This window comes from Arthrobacter sp. NPDC058127 (assembly GCF_042884555.1).
GTDB lineage: Bacteria > Actinomycetota > Actinomycetes > Actinomycetales > Micrococcaceae > Arthrobacter.
In genome coordinates this window covers 1-16,116 of sequence record NZ_JBHVTT010000013.1, presented here as the reverse complement: position 1 = coordinate 16,116, position 16,116 = coordinate 1, and the positions used below count along the sequence as shown (strand labels likewise).

Sequence of the window (16,116 nt, the reverse complement as noted above, 5' to 3'; positions counted from 1 at the left end):
GACGAACGGCCGAGGTATATCAAGATACGAAGGGAACCTGATCTGATGCGAGCGAGTCTGGCCGTCGCGGAGGTGCTCCGACGCGAAGGCGTCGAGTACGTATTCTGCATTCCGGCAAACAAGATGATCGACGCCGCCGCCGAAGTCGGCATCCGGCCGATCGTAGGACGGCATGAGCGCGGTGTGATCAACATGGCCGACGCCTACAGCCGTACGTCGAACGGCGAGAAGATCGGCGTCGCCATGGTCCAGCAAGGCCCCGGTTCGGAGCACGCCTTTGGCAGCATCGCCCAGGCATACTCTGACTCTGTCCCCCTGCTCTTCCTGCCTCAGGGCGACGCTCGGTCAGCCCGAGGGCTGCGGACGAGCTTCGACACTATCGAGGCCTTCAAGCCCATCACGAAGTACGCAGCCCGGCTCGACGACCCACGGACGATTCAAGATCATTTGCGCCGTGCGTTCCAGCTCATGCGTTCGGGGCGTCCAGGGCCGGTCGTCCTTGAACTGCCGCTCGACGTCGCAGACGAGACTGTCGAGCAGGTGTTGAACTACGAGCCCCCGATCCGTTACCGCAGCGCCGCCGACCCCAAGGACATCGAAAAAGCGATCGACCTGCTGCTTGCGGCGGAGCGTCCCCTCATCCGGGCCGGCCATGGCGTCCTGTGGGCTTCGGCAACCGAGGAGCTCGTCGAGTTCGCCGAGCTCCTCGGTGCGCCCGTGGCCACGACCTACGTCGCCAAGAGCGCTTTCCCGGAAGACCATCCGCTCTCGATCGGCTCCGGCGGCACAGCGGTCAGCCCCGGAATCAAGCACTTTGTGCCCGACGCCGACGTCTTCCTCAGCATCGGTGCGAGTCTGCTCAATACCCTGGGCTCCTTCCACCTCCCGGCAGGCCGCACCATCATCCAGTCGACGAACGATCCGGACGACCTCTCGCTGCAGTACCCGATCTCGAGCGCTCTCGTCGGAGACGCGAAGCTCGTCCTCGGCCAGCTCACCGACGCGCTCCGTGAGCGACGCAAGTCGTCGAAGGCAACGAGTGCACGTCGCGACGCCAAGGCCGAGATCGAGAAGCTCAACGAGGACGTCAAGCAAGAGTGGGCACCGCTCTTCGTCTCCGACGAGGTTCCGATTAGTCCGCTCCGTGTCGTGTCTGAGCTCATCGAGGCACTCGACCCGGACAAGGCCGTCGTCACCCATGACTCCGGTTACCCGCGTGACCACCTTGCGCCTCACTACCGCGCGACCAAGCCGCGAGGATACCTTGGTTGGGGGAACTCCACTCCTCTTGGTTCCTCGCTCGGCCTCGCTCTCGGCGCAGCCATGGCAGCCCCCGACAAGGTCTCCGTGTGCTTCCTCGGTGACGCCGCGTTCGGCCAGTGCGCGATGGAGCTCGAGACCGCCGTCCGCAACAAGATCCCCGTGCTCGTGGTTCTCGTCAATAACTCCGAGATGACTGGCTACGGCGACCACCAGCGGATCGCACAAGAGCGCTTCGGCCACAAGGAGCTCTCCGGGAGCTACGCGGAGATCGGGGCGGCTCTGGGCGCGCAGTCGTACCGGATCACCGACCCGAGCGACGTTGGCCCGATGCTGCGTAAGGCGATCGGTGACGTGGAGGCCGGCGAGACCGTCCTTCTCGAAATCATCACGGCACCGCTGCGCCACCGAATTGCGGCAGTCGATGTGATCCCGCGCTGACAACCGCACAAGCCGTTGCGTTCGGGGGAGGCCTCGTCTTCACCGCAGCGGCGAAAAAGAACTAGCGGGGAACGACAGCACCGCCCATGGTTGCCCATGGGCGGTGCTGTGGTCAAACCATCCCTTCGCCAAGGAAGAATGAACCGGCCGCCATCGAGCAGCCACTTAACCCCGAAAGGGCCGGGTCCTGTCTGAATGAGTGCCACCCTGGAACAGGCAGTCCACGCCGCACTGGCCACCGTGATCGATCCTGAGCTGCGTCGCCCCATCATCGAGCTGGGCATGGTGGACTCCGTGGAGATTTCCGACGACGGCCGCGTCCGTCTCGCGGTGCTGCTCACCATCGCCGGCTGCCCCCTGCGCGAGACCATCATGGCGGATTCCGAAAAGGCCTTGTCCGGTGTTGCCGGTGTGACCGCCGTCGAAGTTGAATTGAGGGTCATGAGTCAGGCCCAGCGGGATGCCCTCAAGGAGCAGCTCCGGGGCCCCGGCGGCCGGCGCGGCATCCCGTTCAGCGAACCGGGGTCCCTGACCAAGGTTTTCGCCGTGGCCAGCGGAAAAGGCGGCGTGGGCAAGTCCTCCGTCACGGTGAACCTGGGATGTTCGCTGGCAGTGCAGGGCCTGCGGGTAGGCATCGTGGACGCGGATATCTACGGGTTCTCCGTGCCGGCGCTGATGGGCATCACACAGGCGCCCACACGGGTGGACGAGATGATCCTGCCCCCGGTCGCATACGGCGTCAAAGTCATCTCCATCGGTATGTTCGTCACCGGCAACCAGCCTGTGGCCTGGCGCGGACCGATGCTCCACCGCGCCCTGGAGCAGTTCCTCACCGACGTGTACTTCGGTGACCTCGATGTCCTCTTCCTGGACCTGCCGCCGGGCACCGGCGACATCGCCATCTCGGTGGCCCAGCTCCTGCCCAACGCGGAGATCCTGGTGGTCACCACACCGCACGCCGCTGCCGCCGACGTCGCGGAACGCGCCGGTGCCATTGCCACCCGAACGGGACAAAAAGTGGCCGGCGTGATCGAGAACATGTCGTATTTGGAAATGCCCGACGGCGGGCGGATGGAACTGTTCGGAAGCGGCGGCGGGGAGGTCCTCGCCGGCAGGCTCAGCGCCACCATCGGCGCCGATGTTCCGCTGCTGGGCGCTATTCCGCTGGACATCTTGTTGCGGGAGGGGGGCGATGCCGGCTCGCCGATCGTGCTTGGGGAACCCGGGACGCCGGCAGCCGCCGCCCTGGCGGACATTGCCGGTAAACTCGCTGCCCGGCCGCGTGGCCTGGCGGGACTGAAGCTGGGTCTGCAGCCGCGCTGACGCGGCCGGCACACCGGCCACGGCCGCTACAGCCGCGGGTGCCCCGGTGGCTCGTGTCAGGGTACCGTCGGTGCGGCGCAGACGATCCAGCCGCAAGACTCGGGCATAGCGTTCGAGTCGTCGGTTAGACGACTCCGCGCATCGCGTCCTTGCCGAACATCGGCTCCACCCATGGGGAAGCGTCGAAGGCGCGGACCAGAGTCTGGCCGCCGTCGACGCTGAAGACCTGGCCCGTCAGCCAGCCCGCCTCCGGGCCGACAAGGAATGCGGCGATTCCAGCGAGGTCGCGCGGCCTGCCCAAGCGACCCATCGGGATGAGTTCGAGCCAGTCCTGCTTCATGCCTTCTGGCATGGGGCCCTGTCGTTCCACCTCCACGAGACCAGGCCGTATCGCGTTGACGGTGACGTTGCTGGGGCCCAGCTCGTGCGCTGCGATCCGGACCAACTGTTCGAGCGCTGCTTTGGCGGCGGAGATGGGACTGGCGAAGCGGGCTGTCATGATGCCGCTGATCGAGGAGATGGCGACGATGGAGCCGCCGCCGCTACGCACGAGTTCGCGGGCGCCATGCTTGAGGGTCAGCATCGTGCCGACCACGTTGTTGTTGAAGATGCTGTTCCATTGGTCGAGGTCCAGATGCGTTACCGGCGCCATCTGTCCGCGTGGCTCGCCGGCACAGGCGACCACACTGTTGAGTTGGCCGGTGACTGAGGTTGCCGCGGCGACCGCCGCAGCAATCTCGTCCTCAACGCTGATGTCGGCAGCCACGGTGTGGAGCCGGTCTACCGGGAGGTCCTCGTTGCCGAGTTGTCGGCGCGCATTGACCAGGCGTTCGTCACTGCGACCGACGATCGTGACGTGGGCACCTTCGCCCAGCAGCTTTCTTGTGACGTCCAGGCCAATGCCCGATCCACCTCCGGTAACCAGGGCGTTCATGTTCTTCCAGTCGCGCACCATCTGTGTCTCCTTCACACTTCTTGAGTTTCCGTATCCCGGCCAGAAGGTGCCGGTTCTACTTGGTTACTGAGCCTGTCAGCGCGGCGAGAGGCCGCAGGAAAAGGGGCCGCGCGAGCAGCCAGGCCGCGGCCACGACGGCGAGGGAGGCAGCGAAGACCCAGAAGCCCGCCCACGACGCGCCGTCGTTGGAGGCATACATGTGGTTGAGGTTTGCAAGTACTCCGGTGAAGAACACGAGGAACACATGGACTGCGATGAAGGCGACGAAGTAGCCCATCACGGGGAAGTGGACCGCACGCGCGAGCTCCACCGGGTAGAGCCTGTTCAGCCGCTTCGCGTCAGCGGGCCACACGTTGGACATGCGTAGCCCGGTGATCAGGGATAGCGGCGCCGCGATGAACACAGTGGCGAAGTAGGCCAGGACCTGGAGGCTGTTGTAGTTGGCCCAGCCGTTCTCCGTGGGCCAGTCCAGTGACGCGTATTGCAGCAGTGCTGAGACGCTGTTCGGGACGGCGTCCCAGCTGGTCGGCGTGATTCGCATCCACTGCCCTGTCGCGAACAGCAGGACCATGAAGACGATCCCGTTCAGCGCCCAGAGGAAATCGAGCGTCAGGTGCAGCCAGAGGTCGAGGCTGATCTTCTTGGGCGGGCGCCTGGTTTTCAGGAGTCCCGTGTTCTTCCGGGTCCAGTAGGCTGCCGGACGCTGGGTCCGGCGCACCTGGAGCCCGGTCCGGATGATCAGCACCATGAAGAACATGTTCAGGAAGTGCTGCCACCCCAACCACCCCGGGATGCCCGTTGGCGCGGACTCCGGCAGGGCAGCGTGCCCTGGATACTGGCCGATGAAGGCCTCGACGGCGGGCACGGTCCGCAGCCACCGCGCAACCAGGACCACCAGAAGTGCTGCCACGACAGCGCCCGCCGCGATCAGCACGGGCTTGAGCCATGCCGGACGATTCGGGGCCGCCGGCTTCGCGACGGGGGGCGTCGGGCGTGACGCTGCCGCGGGCGGCGGCGGTGCTGCTGCCTGTTCCGGGGCCGGTGCTCCCATGCGTTTCCTCACCGGGGTTGCCGCGGGTGCGGCGTCCGGCGTCTGATCCGGATGCTCGGGCGTCAGCATGGCTTCACTCCTCCTCCGTCGCCGCCGGTCAGTTCCCGGCCCTGCGGGCGCCGATGGCCTCGATGAGCTGGGGCACGACGGTGAACAGGTCGCCGACGATGCCGAAGTCCGCCACGTCGAAGATCGGCGCTTCCTCGTCCTTGTTGATGGCGACGATCATCTTGGAGGTCTGCATCCCGGCGCGGTGCTGGATGGCTCCGGAGATCCCGAGGGCCACGTACAGCTGCGGAGAAACTGACACGCCGGTCTGGCCCACCTGATGGGATTGCGGTACGTACCCGGCGTCGACCGCCGCCCTCGAGGCCCCGACTGCTGCGCCGAGGACGTCGGCGAGTTCCTCGACCAGGGCGAACTGCTCCTGGGACCCGAGACCCCGGCCGCCGGACACCACTGTCCGTGCGCCGCGGAGTACCGGCCGGTTCGTCGCGGACGCTGATGGTGTCGCCGCGGTGATCGTGGCGCCGGGAGCGACTGCTGTGGCCACCGGGGCCATCGCTACTTGCGGTGCCGCGACGGCCGCGGCACGCTGCTCGACAGCGCCCGGGCGGACGGTGACGATCATGAGGCCGTTCTCGACGGTGGACTCGGTCGTGTAGTCGCCGCCGAAGATGGAATGCTGGGCGATCACCTCGCCGCTGTCAACGCGCAGCCCCACGGCGTCTGCTGCAACGGAGCCGTCGGCGACGATCGCGAGGCGCCCCGCGACCGACTTCGAGTCGTTTGTGTTGGACAGGAGCACTGCCACGGGAGCGTAGACCGCCAGTGCGTCCGCAAGAGCCCCAACCTGCGCGGAGCCCAGCTCCGCGTCGGCTCGGTCCGACTCGGCGAGATAGACGTGCTCTGCCCCGAGGGCTCCGAGCTCGGGGACGAGTTGCCCGCCGTCGCCAGGGGGCGTGACGACGACAGCGACAGGGGTTCCGACGAGGGAGGCTGCGCCCAGGAGGCTGGCCGCCGTCGGTTTCAGCGCGCCGTCGACGGTGGTTTCGATCAGTGCCAAGACGTTGGCCATATTGGTGTTCCTTTACGATCCGGAAGAGTCTGGTGGGCTACGGGACGGGCTCAGAGGAGCCGGTTCGACGCGAGGAAATCGGCCAGCTGGTCCGCAGCGGTGCCATCGTCGATGATTTTCGGGCCGGCCTGCTTGGCGGGCCGCTCAACGGCGGAGACCATGACGGATCGGGCGCCGAGCCTCTCGGGACCCGCCTCGATGCCGAGGTCCGCGAGTGACAGCGTGGTCACCGGCTTCTTCTTCGCCTGCATGATGCCCTTGAAGTTGGGGAAGCGGGCCTCGGCCGACCGCTCAGTCACCGACACGACGACCGGCAGAGAAGACCTCAGCGACAGGGAACCCCCGTCCACCTGGACTTCACCCGACACGGAGCCGGCGGTGATCTGGATCTCGTCCAGGGAAGGCAGCAGCGGGAGTCCCAGAAGCTCGGAGACCATCGCGGGGACGACGCCGCCCCGTCCGTCCGTGGTCTCGTTCCCGGCGAGCACAACGTCGAATCCGGTCCTCCGGAGTGCTGCCGCCAGGACCTTCGCGGTCTGGACCATGTCCGCTCCGGCCAGGGAGCCGTCCTCGACGACAACGGCAGAGTCGGCCCCCATGGACAGCAGCTTCCGCACGGACTTGGTGACGTCGTACCCCATGGTGAGCACCACGACCTCGACATCGCTGCCAGCGTCCCTGTACTTCAGCGCTGATTCCAGGGCGCGTTCGTTGATCTCGTCGGGGATCGGATCTGAAGCATCCCGCTCCGCCAGTCCCGTCGTGAGATTGAGTTTTCGGTCGGAGTTGGTGTCCGGAACCTGCTTCGCCAATACGACGATCTTCATCGTGGTCCTTTCATGCGGGGGATTAGTGTGTGCCTGCTCTGGTCATCGACCGTGAAATTCCGGGCTGCGTTTCTGGGCGAATGCGGCGACCGCCTCCGCGCAGTCCTCGGACCGGGCGAGATTGGCGGTCTGGCTCTGCTCGAAGCTGTAGCCTGTGTGTACTGACATTTCTTCGGAGACGGCGAATGACCGCTTCGCTGCAGCGACCGCGAGCGGCGCATTCTTTGCGATTTCGGCGGCTAGCGAAGTCGCTGCAGGCAGAAGTTCGGCATCGGGTACACAGGCCGACGCCACGTTCATCCGCAACAGTTCCGGTCCGCTGATGCGGCGGCCCGTGAACATTGCGAGACGGGCATCCGACTGGCTGAAATGCCGCAGGACGTGACGGACTCCGCCGGCCAGCCCGACGGCGACCTCGGGCATCGAGATCCAGGAGGATTCTGAGCAGATCATGATGTCGCACACCGAGGCCAAAACGAATCCGGCTGCGATCGCGGGACCATTGATTGCCGCAATGACCGGTTTCGGACACGTGAGGATCGCGTCGAAGCAGTCTCTGATCGTCCGGTTGTGCCGGCGATACGCGCCCGGCGTCTCCAGGTCAGGGCGGTCAGTGAGGTCGGCTCCGGCCGAAAAGGCCTTGCCTTGTCCCGTGAGGATGATTACACGCACGTCGTCGCGGTCGCTGAGATTGTCGAACACCTCGATGCAGCGTTGGCGGAACGCGGTGTTCTGGGCGTTCACCGGCTCACGGCACATTGTGACAGTCGCGATTCCGGCGTCGACGGCGACCTCAAAGTATTTAGGCTCCATCATCGTTCCCTTTCCCAAATGTGCATTGGTCATGGCGGCCCATCCCTAATCGCCCAGTCTGCCGATGATCGATACCGCGGCAACACTCTGGCTCGGCATCCCTCCGAGATTGTGGGTCAGGCCGAGACGTACCCGACCCGTTCGCTGCCTTTCCCCTGCACGGCCCAGGAGCTGGAGGTACATCTCGTAGATCATCCTGAGGCCCGATGCGCCGATCGGATGTCCGAAACATTTGAGTCCACCGTCGATTTGAACGGGCAGGCGTCCGTCCGCGTCAAACAGGCCATCCAGAACGTCGCGGTAGGCCGAGCCCTGTTCACTGACGCCCAGGTCCTCCATGGTGACGAGTTCGGTGATGGAGAAGCAATCGTGTACCTCCATGAGATCGAGGCTCTCTCTCGGGTTCACAATGCCGGCCTCGGCGTATGCGCGTTTGGCCGCCACTCTCGTGGTGTTCACGTAGCTTCCGTCCCAGTCGGAGGAGCGCGTCTCCCAGCCGTTAGACGTCGCCAGTTGCAGCGCCTTGACCGTCACGATGTTGTCGAGCCCGAGTTCCTTGGCCTTCTCGGGCGTGGTCACGATCGCACACGCCGCTCCGTCGGATACGCCACAGCAGTCGTAGAGCCCCAGGGGGTCGGCGATGAGCGGAGCGTTCAGTACGGTTTCGACTGAGATGGCCTTCCTGAGGTGAGCCTTAGGGTTTTTCAAGGCGTTGTCGTGGCTCTTGACGGATATGTGAGCCATGGCTTCCTTGAGGTCGCGGCGCGACACGCCGTTCTTCGACTCGTAGGCCATTGCGAGCTGTGCGAAGTTTCCCGGCGCCGATCCGGTGACCCCGAAGAGGTCGTAGTTCGTGCCGCGAGAGCGCACAGGCAGGCCGCCGTATCCGGTGTCCTTGAGTTTTTCGACCCCGATTGCCAGAGCGATGTCGCTCGCGCCGCTCGCAACGGCGTAGACGGCCCCGCGGAAGGCGTCCGTTCCTGATGCGCAGTAGTTCTCCACTTTCGTCACAGGTATTGAGTCCAGTTGCAGGGCCATCGCGGCTGGGATCCCGGAGGGACCGACGTTGATTGAGTCGAATCCCACGGAGAGCCACGCCGCGTCAATGTCGTCGCGGCTGATCCCGGCATCGGTGAGGCTCTCCTCAAAAGCCTCCACCATGAGGTCCTCGGCGCTCATGTCCCAGCGTTCTCCAAAGCGGACACAGCCCATCCCGACGATGGCGACCGTGTCCTTGATTCCTTTGGGCATTAGTCGTCCTCCTCCTCTTGTGTGCTTACGTCCGGTTCCGGTGCAGCCTTCCAGAAGTAGCTGCGGAACCCTCGGCGGCTGTCGAGCGTCTTGATGCGGAACATCATCCGGACTGTCGAGCCCACTGCGAGCGTGCCGGGCTCGACATCGCAGTACTCGGCTGTCATCCGGCCTCCGCCGGCGAAGTCGATGACTCCGTAGTAGGTAGGCGGATCGAGTGAGTAGGCGAGCCGGTCGGCGGTCAGGGTTGTCACCGTGGCTGGATGATCGGCAAGGGAGACGCCCGAGAAGCTGTCCTCCGCCGGCCGGCTCCCGGCCGGTGGCGGGAAGACCACCTCGCCGGTGGCCTCGTCCCTTGCCCCGGTCAGCGATAGAAGGGCGCTTTGGTTGCGCCACAGCGCAGGCATCGACTGCTTCTCGTCGAATTCCGCCCTCATGCCGCCACTGAGGGTCACCATCTCTCGCGCTGCCAGGAACTTCAGATAGGTATTGTCGCTCGTCCTTCTGGCCAGCCATCCGGAGACGCCTCGGCGAGGCGCCCGGAGCGGAGCCTGCGTCCGTCGCAGGACGAGCGCGTCGCAGCCGGAGCCGAATGATGCGACCACTACGCATTGCCCTGGGCGGAGGCTCTCGAGGGCGTGGGCCAGCTCAAGCAGCGGGGCTGCGGTTCCGGAGTGGCCCACGACGTTGTCCAGACCGCCGGCTACAGCATCCGCCCGGATCCCGAGCTTCTTGGCGACGGAGGCCGACGCGCCCTTCATGGGGACGGGAAGGATGAACCGGTCGATGTCGGCGGCGGTGAGGTCGCTCTGCTTCAAAGCCTCCTGAACCGCTGCGGGTACCAGCGACAGCACGCCCTCGTCGCGGGCCCACCGCGATTCCCATGCGTAGTTGACTACGCTGTTGCGAGGTCGGAAATGATCAATGAAATCGGTCGCGATGGAGTGCGATCCGAGGTACTCGGCAATGACCGTGTCTCCGACTCCGACGGCGAAGGCCGCGGCGGCGTCTCCCGACTGGAGTTCCTCGGCGGACGAGGGCTCAGAGGTGACCCGTTCGGAGGCGACGCACAGTGTCCGGCCGCCCTGGCCAGCTGACATCCGAAGGGCCGTCAGTAGGGCCGAGGTGCCGGCGCGATAGCTGCCGCCGACGTCCAAACACAGTGAGTCGCCGGAAGCATTGATCGCTTGGCGGAGAACCGCAGCTCCTGAGCGGTCGGCGAACGGTGCGGTTGTCGACGCGAGCAGGACCGCGGAGACTTCCCGCCGTGTCTCCGGTTGGGGCAGGCAGTCCCTGGCGGCCTCGACGGCCATCGTGAGCACGTCCTCGTCCCACCCACACCATGCACGTTCACCGGCGGCTCCGGCGGCGTTCTGGTACCAGGAAGTGTGCTGCGCCATTTCCCGGCGATCGAAACGCCGCCAGGGGATGTAGCTGCCGAAGGCAGTGATACCAACGGTGTTACTCATCGAAGGTCACCGTCCCTGAATCGATGACGAGCGATTCTCGCTCCTTCACCCAGCAGCGGAATGCTCCTGTGCCGACGCCGGTGCGCCACACCTCGGTGACGATCGAGTCTCCGGGGAACACGGGGGCCGTGAATCGTCCGCCGATGCTGCGCAGTCGCGCGGAACGGTCCCCGCACAGCAGTCGGAGGACGGCCCGTGAGGCGACGCCGAAGGTGCAGAGGCCGTGCAGGATCGGCCGTTCCAGACCGCCTGCTCTCGCAACTTCGGGATCGATGTGGATCGGGTTCATGTCGCCGTTCAGTCGGAAGAGCATGGCCTGCGCGGCGGACGTGGGCATATCGAGGCTGTCATCCGGGGTGCGATCCGGGACAGGTGTCGGCTTCGGACTGGACTGCGTGGTTCCGCTGAAGCCGCCGTTGCCCCGCAGGAACGATCCTTGGACAACCGTGGCCAGCAACTCGTCGGTGTCGCAATTTCGAATTTCCCTTTTGACGTACAGCAAGGCGCCTTTGTCCGGACCTTTGTCGTAGATGCGGTCAACGGACGTGACTCCGCGGACCCGGCCCTCCGGCGCGAGCGGCTTGTGGAAGAACACCTGCTGCTCAGCGTGCAGGATGCGTTGCCAGTCCATGCCGAACTCCGGCCGCTGCTGCCAGAACCCGGGATAGGCCAGCACCACCGCCATCGTCGGCAGAGCCTCCAGGTTCACCTCGTACACATACTGAAGGTCACTCTCATCACCGGTGGACCCCGCGCCGACGCTCAGTGCGTAGAGGATCGTGTCGTGCGGGGTGTAGGTGTGCTCGGTGACGAGCGGCATGTGGCTTTCGAGCTTCTCGAGGTCGAGGGGAGTCCCCATGCCGGGTCCAGCCGTGCTCTTACCTTGCCCCGTATCACGAAGCTTCTCGGTTTTCATCTGCTCACTCCGTCGACTTTGACGATCTTCGAACCTTGGGGACGATCCCTCGGTAGGAAGGTCAAGAATGATGTGGCGCGGCCGATGAGCGACTCCGCACCGTCACGGAGCCATCACGACCTCATTTTGACCACAGTTTTGTATGCATTTGAGCATACTATTGAACCGATCGTCAAGACGCTCACGATGGAGCAGATGCTGCACTTCCATCCGCCACAGGAGACTTGCGCGGGTGCCGCCACCGCGCGGGGAGGGCGAGGCTGCGGTCATCGTGGATCACGTCGGCGCCGGGCTTGAGGTACTTGGCGGTGAGGATCTCGTACGGCTTCTGCGGGACCGAGTGGGTCCTTATGGTGCAGCCTTGAGTCCATGGTCAAGCCCAGGCGCCCTCGCAGATCCCGTGGAATGGCAGTCTTGACAGGCGCCCGCAGTCCCGTTAGGTTTTTTTACTATTCGACATCTTAATTCCGCATTGCGGAAAAATGAAGGGTTGGGCAAGCATGCGGAATCGCGTGAAGACGAACGGGCTCACAGTCGCCGAAGAGCTTTTTGCCTTCGTCCGGGACGAAGCGCTGCCGGGCACGGAGATCGGAGAGGACGCGTTCTGGGCTGGTGCCGCTGCGCTCATCGCGGAGTTCTCCCCGCAGGTGAGTGAGCTGCTGGACATCCGTGAGCGTCTGCAGGAACAGATCGACGAGTTCCACCGCTCTGCGGGTGCGGGGCATTTGGACCCGGAAGCCTACGAGGACTTCATGCGCTCGATCGGCTACCTCGTCGAGGAGCCCGGGGACTTCACCATCACGACCGACCGCGTCGATCGGGAGATCGCCACGGTCTCCGGGCCGCAGCTGGTGGTGCCGCTGCTGAATGCCCGCTTCGCGGCCAACGCTGCCAACGCCCGCTGGGGCTCACTGTACGACGCGCTGTACGGCACTGACGTCATCGACGAGGCGGAGGGGCGCGGGCGCACGGGCGGGTATAACCCCGTCCGTGGTGCCGCCGTGGTCGCCCGCGCACGGGCGTTCCTTGACGAGCACCTGCCTCTCGTGGGCGCCTCGCACGCGGATGTCACGGCCTACCGGATCGATGGCGGCGCACTGGTCGCAGTTACCGCCGCCGGAGTGGCCGGGCTGAACAAGGCCGCTCAGCTGGCAGGCTACCGCGGTTCCGCCGCGGAGCCCGAGGCCGTGCTGCTGGTGCACCACGGGCTGCACGTGGAGATCCAGATCGACCGGGCCCACCCCATAGGCGCAGCAGACGCCGCTGGCGTAAAGGACCTGGTGCTCGAGTCCGCGATCACCACGATCATGGACCTCGAAGACTCGGTTGCAGCCATCGACGCCGAGGACAAGGTGGTCGGCTATCGCAACTGGCTCCAGCTCATGCAGGGCACCCTGACCGCCGAGGTCGGCAAGGGCGGCCGAACCTACATCCGAGGGCTCAACCCCGACCGCGTCTACACCGCCCCCGACGGCGGCGAGTTGACCCTGCCAGGGCGTTCGCTGCTGCTTATCCGTCAAGTGGGCCATCTCATGACGAGCGACGCCGTCCTCGATCCGGCCGGGAACCCGGTCCCGGAGGAGATCCTCGACGCCCTCTTCACCGGCCTCGGCTCCGTGCACGACCTCCGCGGGCCGCACGCCGGTGGCAACTCCCGGACAGGGTCGGTGTACATCGTGAAACCGAAGATGCACGGTCCCCGCGAGGTCGCCGTGGCCTGTGCCCTCCTGGCCGGAACCGAGTCCGTGCTGGGCCTGGACCCGCTGACGCTGAAGATAGGGATCATGGATGAGGAGCGCCGGACCTCGGTCAACCTCAAGGCGTGCATCTGGGAGGCCCGCGACCGGGTGGTGTTCATCAACACCGGTTTCCTGGACCGCACTGGTGACGAGATCCATACCTCGATGCTCGCCGGCCCCATGGTTCGTAAGGCCGCCATGCGCTCCGCCAGCTGGATCGCCGCGTATGAGGACGCCAACGTCGATATCGGACTGGAGTGTGGATTCCGAGGTCGGGCCCAGATCGGCAAGGGCATGTGGGCGGCCCCGGACAACCTGGCGGACATGCTCGACCAGAAGGTCGCCCATCCCCTCGCCGGTGCCAACTGTGCCTGGGTTCCTTCCCCGACCGCAGCGACCCTGCACGCGATCCACTACCACCAGGTAGACGTGGACGAAAGGCAAGCCGGGCTCGGGGCGTCGCGCCGCTCCACCCTGCGTCAGTTGCTTACCATCCCGGTTGGCGACCCAGCCGGTTGGGACGCCGAAGCCCGCGGCAACGAGTTGGACAACAACATCCAAGGCACCCTGGGCTATGTCGTGCGTTGGGTGAACGCCGGCGTTGGCTGCTCCAAGGTTCCCGACATCGACGGCACGGCCCTGATGGAGGACCGGGCCACCTGCCGCATCAGTTCCCAGCATGTCTCAAACTGGCTCCTGCACGGCGTCATCACCGAAGAGCAGGTGGAGGACTCGCTGCGGAGGATGGCGGCGGTCGTTGACGAGCAGAACGCCTCGGACCCGGACTACCTGCCGATGTCCCCCGGATTCGACACCGAGGCCTTTTTCGCGGCCCGCGAACTCGTGCTCGAAGGCGCCGTTCGGCCCTCCGGGTACACCGAGCCCGTCCTGCACCGCCACCGTGCAGACCAGAAACACACCGACCGCCTCGCGAGGAGCGCAACATGAGCATTGACCTGACCACCGCACAATCCATCGTCACCGAAGCCCTCACGGCCGGACATGAGCAGGGCTTCAAACCACTTACCGTCGTCGTGCTCGACGCGGGCGGCCATCTCGTCGCCGCCGCGCGCCAGGACGGCGCCTCGAACAACCGCTTCGAGATCGCCCACGGCAAGGCCTACGGGGCCCTCGCCCTCGGAATGGGCTCGCGGGCTCTGATGCAGCGCGCCGAGGACCAGGCATACTTCATTGCCGCGGCGACCGCAGCTCTCGGCGGCCGGCTGATTCCCGTCCCCGGCGGCGTGCTTATCCGGGACCAAGACGACACGCTCCAAGGTGCCGTCGGCATCAGCGGTGACAGCTCCGACAACGACGAGACCGCAGCGTCGAAGGCCATCCATGGCGCAGGCCTCAAGGCCCAAATAGCCTGACCCCCAGACAGATTCCCCAGCCCTCGAAGGTCAAGCCTCCGAGGGCTGGGGACAGCCGCGCGAGAAGTTTGGAAAGAACTGCCAGACCATCAGCAACGCCGTGGTGAAGTTGCAGCAACTCGGGGGTTCAAGTGGAATCAAATGACGTGAAATCCTTCTGTGGCGCCGTGACCACAGAGCGTGGCCCTTGTTCCACATGACGCGGCCGGGCTCTCCGCGGATGCTCAATACACGGATGCCGCGTTCTCCGGTCCTTCCTTTTGCGGTGACGTCGGGGGCAAATCATGAACTCCCGCACGCCCTTCGCAATAAAGGACCAGATGGACCCATCTAGGTCAGCTCGCAGAAGGCAGGAAGAAGCTAGGCGGACACTGTGTCGTTTTGGGGCCGACAGTGAGCCGGCCCTTGCAACCGACTCACCTTTAACTCATCTGAATCAACGGCAAACGATAACTATTCATCAGTTGTCGTCGAGCGCAGAAACCCCTAGATTCCGGCCAAAACAGTACTCTATCGGCCTGCCGGTAGGCGTCCGGCCCCAAAGCGGGGGTCGTCGGTTCGAATCCGACAGGGGGCTCCAGTTTTGGGTTTGAGCTGCGGGTTTGTTTTCGATGACTGGCGGCCGGGGATGTATTCCTGCCGGTTTCCTCGGTCCGGATCCAACAGTATCGGCCCTGACCTGCGGGTTTAGTGACCAAAACGGCGGGCCGTGTGGGCTGTGGCTGGCCGGCGTTCTTCGGTTCAAATTCAACGGTGGTTTCAATGTGGCCCCGACCTGCGGCTTTGGTCGCGCGGTTACCCGTTTCTTGAATTTTCATGTGCCGGACTCACCTTTATCTCACCTAATGGGCTCCAAACGTGTCTTACCGGAGGCAGTCCCGAGCTCGGAGCTTCACGGTTGAGATGGGCAAGATGCTCAAGGGCACGAGCCAAGTTATCCGCAACCGATACGCTGGACCAGGGAATCTACCGGGGGTCCTTGTCGACCGTTTATCGGGTGCTGGAGGAAAACAAACAGGTCAAGGAACGCCGCCCGCCTGGCCAAGCACCTGTCCCGGGCCGTTCCTGAACTGGTCGCCACGGCCCCGGGGCAGGTGTTCACGTGGGATATCACCAAGCTTGCCGGCACGGTCATGGGCAAGTATTTCGACTGCTACGTGATGGTCGACAAATACGGTCCGGAATTCCCCGAACGCTTCACCACCACCAGAGACCCCAAATTCTCGCGCTCCCAGGACCCGCGTGGATCAACAGCCCAGGGAAAACACCGAACAGCTAGCCGCCTAACTCCCCTTGGTACCGTTCAGCTTGATAAATTCCGCGGAGACGTTGCCCGGCAGTGAGGCATCAAGGCAGCACACTGCGGCCATTTCGCGCTGGGGAAAGACGGCCATAATCCGCTGCGATTCATAGGACTCAGGAACTGGGGTTGCTTGCGGCGAGTGTTGGGGTTTGCAAATGCTTCGCCGTCGACAGGAATACGGACGCGGCCTGTTGTCCGGCCGGGCTGAGCCTGCGGTTTGCAAGGTGGGCGAGGAGGATCCTCCTCGTCGGGGAGCCGGTGAGCGGAACGGCGATGATGTCGGGGCGGAGGGCACTCAGGGCGAGCTGCGGGGCGAG

At 65.0% G+C, this 16,116-nt stretch carries 12 protein-coding genes, 1 tRNA gene and 2 pseudogenes; 6 read left to right on the top strand and 9 right to left on the bottom strand.

Annotation, left to right across the window (positions count from 1 at the left end; translation table 11 throughout):
- The first annotated feature begins 45 nt into the window (after positions 1-45).
- Together ACFVTG_RS16505 and ACFVTG_RS16500 are read left to right on the top strand one after the other, a co-directional pair.
- Positions 46-1,701 (top strand): thiamine pyrophosphate-requiring protein, encoded by a 1,656-nt coding sequence (locus tag ACFVTG_RS16505; protein ID WP_390281996.1) that lies wholly within the window; start codon positions 46-48, stop codon positions 1,699-1,701.
- Positions 1,702-1,896: 195 nt separating this feature from the next.
- Positions 1,897-3,024 carry an Mrp/NBP35 family ATP-binding protein gene (locus ACFVTG_RS16500; RefSeq protein ID WP_390281995.1) on the top strand — a complete coding sequence of 376 codons (1,128 nt, stop codon included), beginning with the start codon at positions 1,897-1,899 and terminating at the stop codon, positions 3,022-3,024.
- A 124-nt stretch (positions 3,025-3,148) separates the two neighbouring features.
- Here ACFVTG_RS16500 and ACFVTG_RS16495 read toward each other — a convergent pair whose 3' ends face one another.
- From ACFVTG_RS16495 to ACFVTG_RS16460, 8 genes are read right to left on the bottom strand one after another with little or no spacing between them, the layout of a single operon-like run.
- On the bottom strand, positions 3,149-3,979 hold the full coding sequence (locus ACFVTG_RS16495; RefSeq protein WP_390281994.1) for an SDR family oxidoreductase: 831 nt from the start codon (positions 3,977-3,979) through the stop codon (positions 3,149-3,151).
- Between the two features lie 55 nt (positions 3,980-4,034).
- On the bottom strand, positions 4,035-5,099 hold the full coding sequence (locus tag ACFVTG_RS16490) for a cytochrome b/b6 domain-containing protein (RefSeq protein ID WP_390281993.1): 1,065 nt from the start codon (positions 5,097-5,099) through the stop codon (positions 4,035-4,037).
- 28 nt (positions 5,100-5,127) lie between these two features.
- Positions 5,128-6,108, bottom strand: coding sequence for an electron transfer flavoprotein subunit alpha/FixB family protein (locus ACFVTG_RS16485; protein ID WP_390281992.1), 981 nt, complete (start codon positions 6,106-6,108; stop codon positions 5,128-5,130).
- A 50-nt stretch (positions 6,109-6,158) separates the two neighbouring features.
- Positions 6,159-6,935, bottom strand: a complete 777-nt coding sequence (locus ACFVTG_RS16480; protein ID WP_390281991.1) for an electron transfer flavoprotein subunit beta/FixA family protein — start codon at positions 6,933-6,935, stop codon at positions 6,159-6,161.
- 42 nt (positions 6,936-6,977) lie between these two features.
- Entirely contained in the window at positions 6,978-7,781 is an 804-nt protein-coding gene (locus ACFVTG_RS16475; protein ID WP_390281989.1) for an enoyl-CoA hydratase/isomerase family protein, read from the bottom strand.
- A 12-nt stretch (positions 7,782-7,793) separates the two neighbouring features.
- Positions 7,794-8,999, bottom strand: coding sequence for an acetyl-CoA acetyltransferase (locus ACFVTG_RS16470; RefSeq protein WP_390281988.1), 1,206 nt, complete (start codon positions 8,997-8,999; stop codon positions 7,794-7,796).
- The gene (locus tag ACFVTG_RS16465) at positions 8,999-10,468 is read right to left on the bottom strand and encodes a 3-oxoacyl-[acyl-carrier-protein] synthase III C-terminal domain-containing protein (protein ID WP_390281987.1); all 1,470 of its coding nucleotides are present in this window, start codon (positions 10,466-10,468) and stop codon (positions 8,999-9,001) included. The genes ACFVTG_RS16470 and ACFVTG_RS16465 overlap by 1 nt, the downstream gene beginning before the upstream one ends.
- Positions 10,461-11,384 (bottom strand): MaoC/PaaZ C-terminal domain-containing protein, encoded by a 924-nt coding sequence (locus ACFVTG_RS16460; protein ID WP_390281986.1) that lies wholly within the window; start codon positions 11,382-11,384, stop codon positions 10,461-10,463. Before ACFVTG_RS16460 ends, ACFVTG_RS16465 begins: the two co-directional genes overlap by 8 nt.
- Before the next feature lie 512 nt (positions 11,385-11,896).
- Between ACFVTG_RS16460 and ACFVTG_RS16455 the strand changes: the two genes are divergently transcribed.
- The 4 genes and pseudogenes from ACFVTG_RS16455 to ACFVTG_RS16440 all read left to right on the top strand — a co-directional run.
- Complete coding sequence (locus ACFVTG_RS16455) at positions 11,897-14,071, top strand: malate synthase G (protein ID WP_390281984.1); 2,175 nt, start codon at positions 11,897-11,899, stop codon at positions 14,069-14,071.
- Positions 14,068-14,496 carry a heme-binding protein gene (locus ACFVTG_RS16450; RefSeq protein ID WP_390281983.1) on the top strand — a complete coding sequence of 143 codons (429 nt, stop codon included), beginning with the start codon at positions 14,068-14,070 and terminating at the stop codon, positions 14,494-14,496. Before ACFVTG_RS16455 ends, ACFVTG_RS16450 begins: the two co-directional genes overlap by 4 nt.
- 515 nt (positions 14,497-15,011) lie before the next feature.
- Positions 15,012-15,076, top strand: a tRNA-Trp gene (locus tag ACFVTG_RS16445).
- Between the two features lie 372 nt (positions 15,077-15,448).
- Positions 15,449-15,671 (top strand): annotated as a pseudogene (locus tag ACFVTG_RS16440) (IS3 family transposase); the annotation flags it as partial.
- 241 nt (positions 15,672-15,912) lie between these two features.
- Here ACFVTG_RS16440 and ACFVTG_RS16435 read toward each other — a convergent pair.
- A pseudogene (locus ACFVTG_RS16435) lies at positions 15,913-16,116 on the bottom strand (hypothetical protein); the annotation flags it as partial.

What these genes read in the sequence shown, in the direction of transcription:
- ACFVTG_RS16505 (WP_390281996.1), top strand. Translation starts at nt 46, where the DNA reads ATGCGAGCGAGTCTGGCCGTCGCGGAGGTGCTCCGACGCGAAGGCGTC.
- ACFVTG_RS16500 (WP_390281995.1), top strand. Translation starts at nt 1,897, where the DNA reads ATGAGTGCCACCCTGGAACAGGCAGTCCACGCCGCACTGGCCACCGTG.
- ACFVTG_RS16495 (WP_390281994.1), bottom strand. Translation starts at nt 3,979, where the DNA reads ATGGTGCGCGACTGGAAGAACATGAACGCCCTGGTTACCGGAGGTGGA.
- ACFVTG_RS16490 (WP_390281993.1), bottom strand. Translation starts at nt 5,099, where the DNA reads ATGCTGACGCCCGAGCATCCGGATCAGACGCCGGACGCCGCACCCGCG.
- ACFVTG_RS16485 (WP_390281992.1), bottom strand. Translation starts at nt 6,108, where the DNA reads ATGGCCAACGTCTTGGCACTGATCGAAACCACCGTCGACGGCGCGCTG.
- ACFVTG_RS16480 (WP_390281991.1), bottom strand. Translation starts at nt 6,935, where the DNA reads ATGAAGATCGTCGTATTGGCGAAGCAGGTTCCGGACACCAACTCCGAC.
- ACFVTG_RS16475 (WP_390281989.1), bottom strand. Translation starts at nt 7,781, where the DNA reads ATGACCAATGCACATTTGGGAAAGGGAACGATGATGGAGCCTAAATAC.
- ACFVTG_RS16470 (WP_390281988.1), bottom strand. Translation starts at nt 8,999, where the DNA reads ATGCCCAAAGGAATCAAGGACACGGTCGCCATCGTCGGGATGGGCTGT.
- ACFVTG_RS16465 (WP_390281987.1), bottom strand. Translation starts at nt 10,468, where the DNA reads ATGAGTAACACCGTTGGTATCACTGCCTTCGGCAGCTACATCCCCTGG.
- ACFVTG_RS16460 (WP_390281986.1), bottom strand. Translation starts at nt 11,384, where the DNA reads ATGAAAACCGAGAAGCTTCGTGATACGGGGCAAGGTAAGAGCACGGCT.
- ACFVTG_RS16450 (WP_390281983.1), top strand. Translation starts at nt 14,068, where the DNA reads ATGAGCATTGACCTGACCACCGCACAATCCATCGTCACCGAAGCCCTC.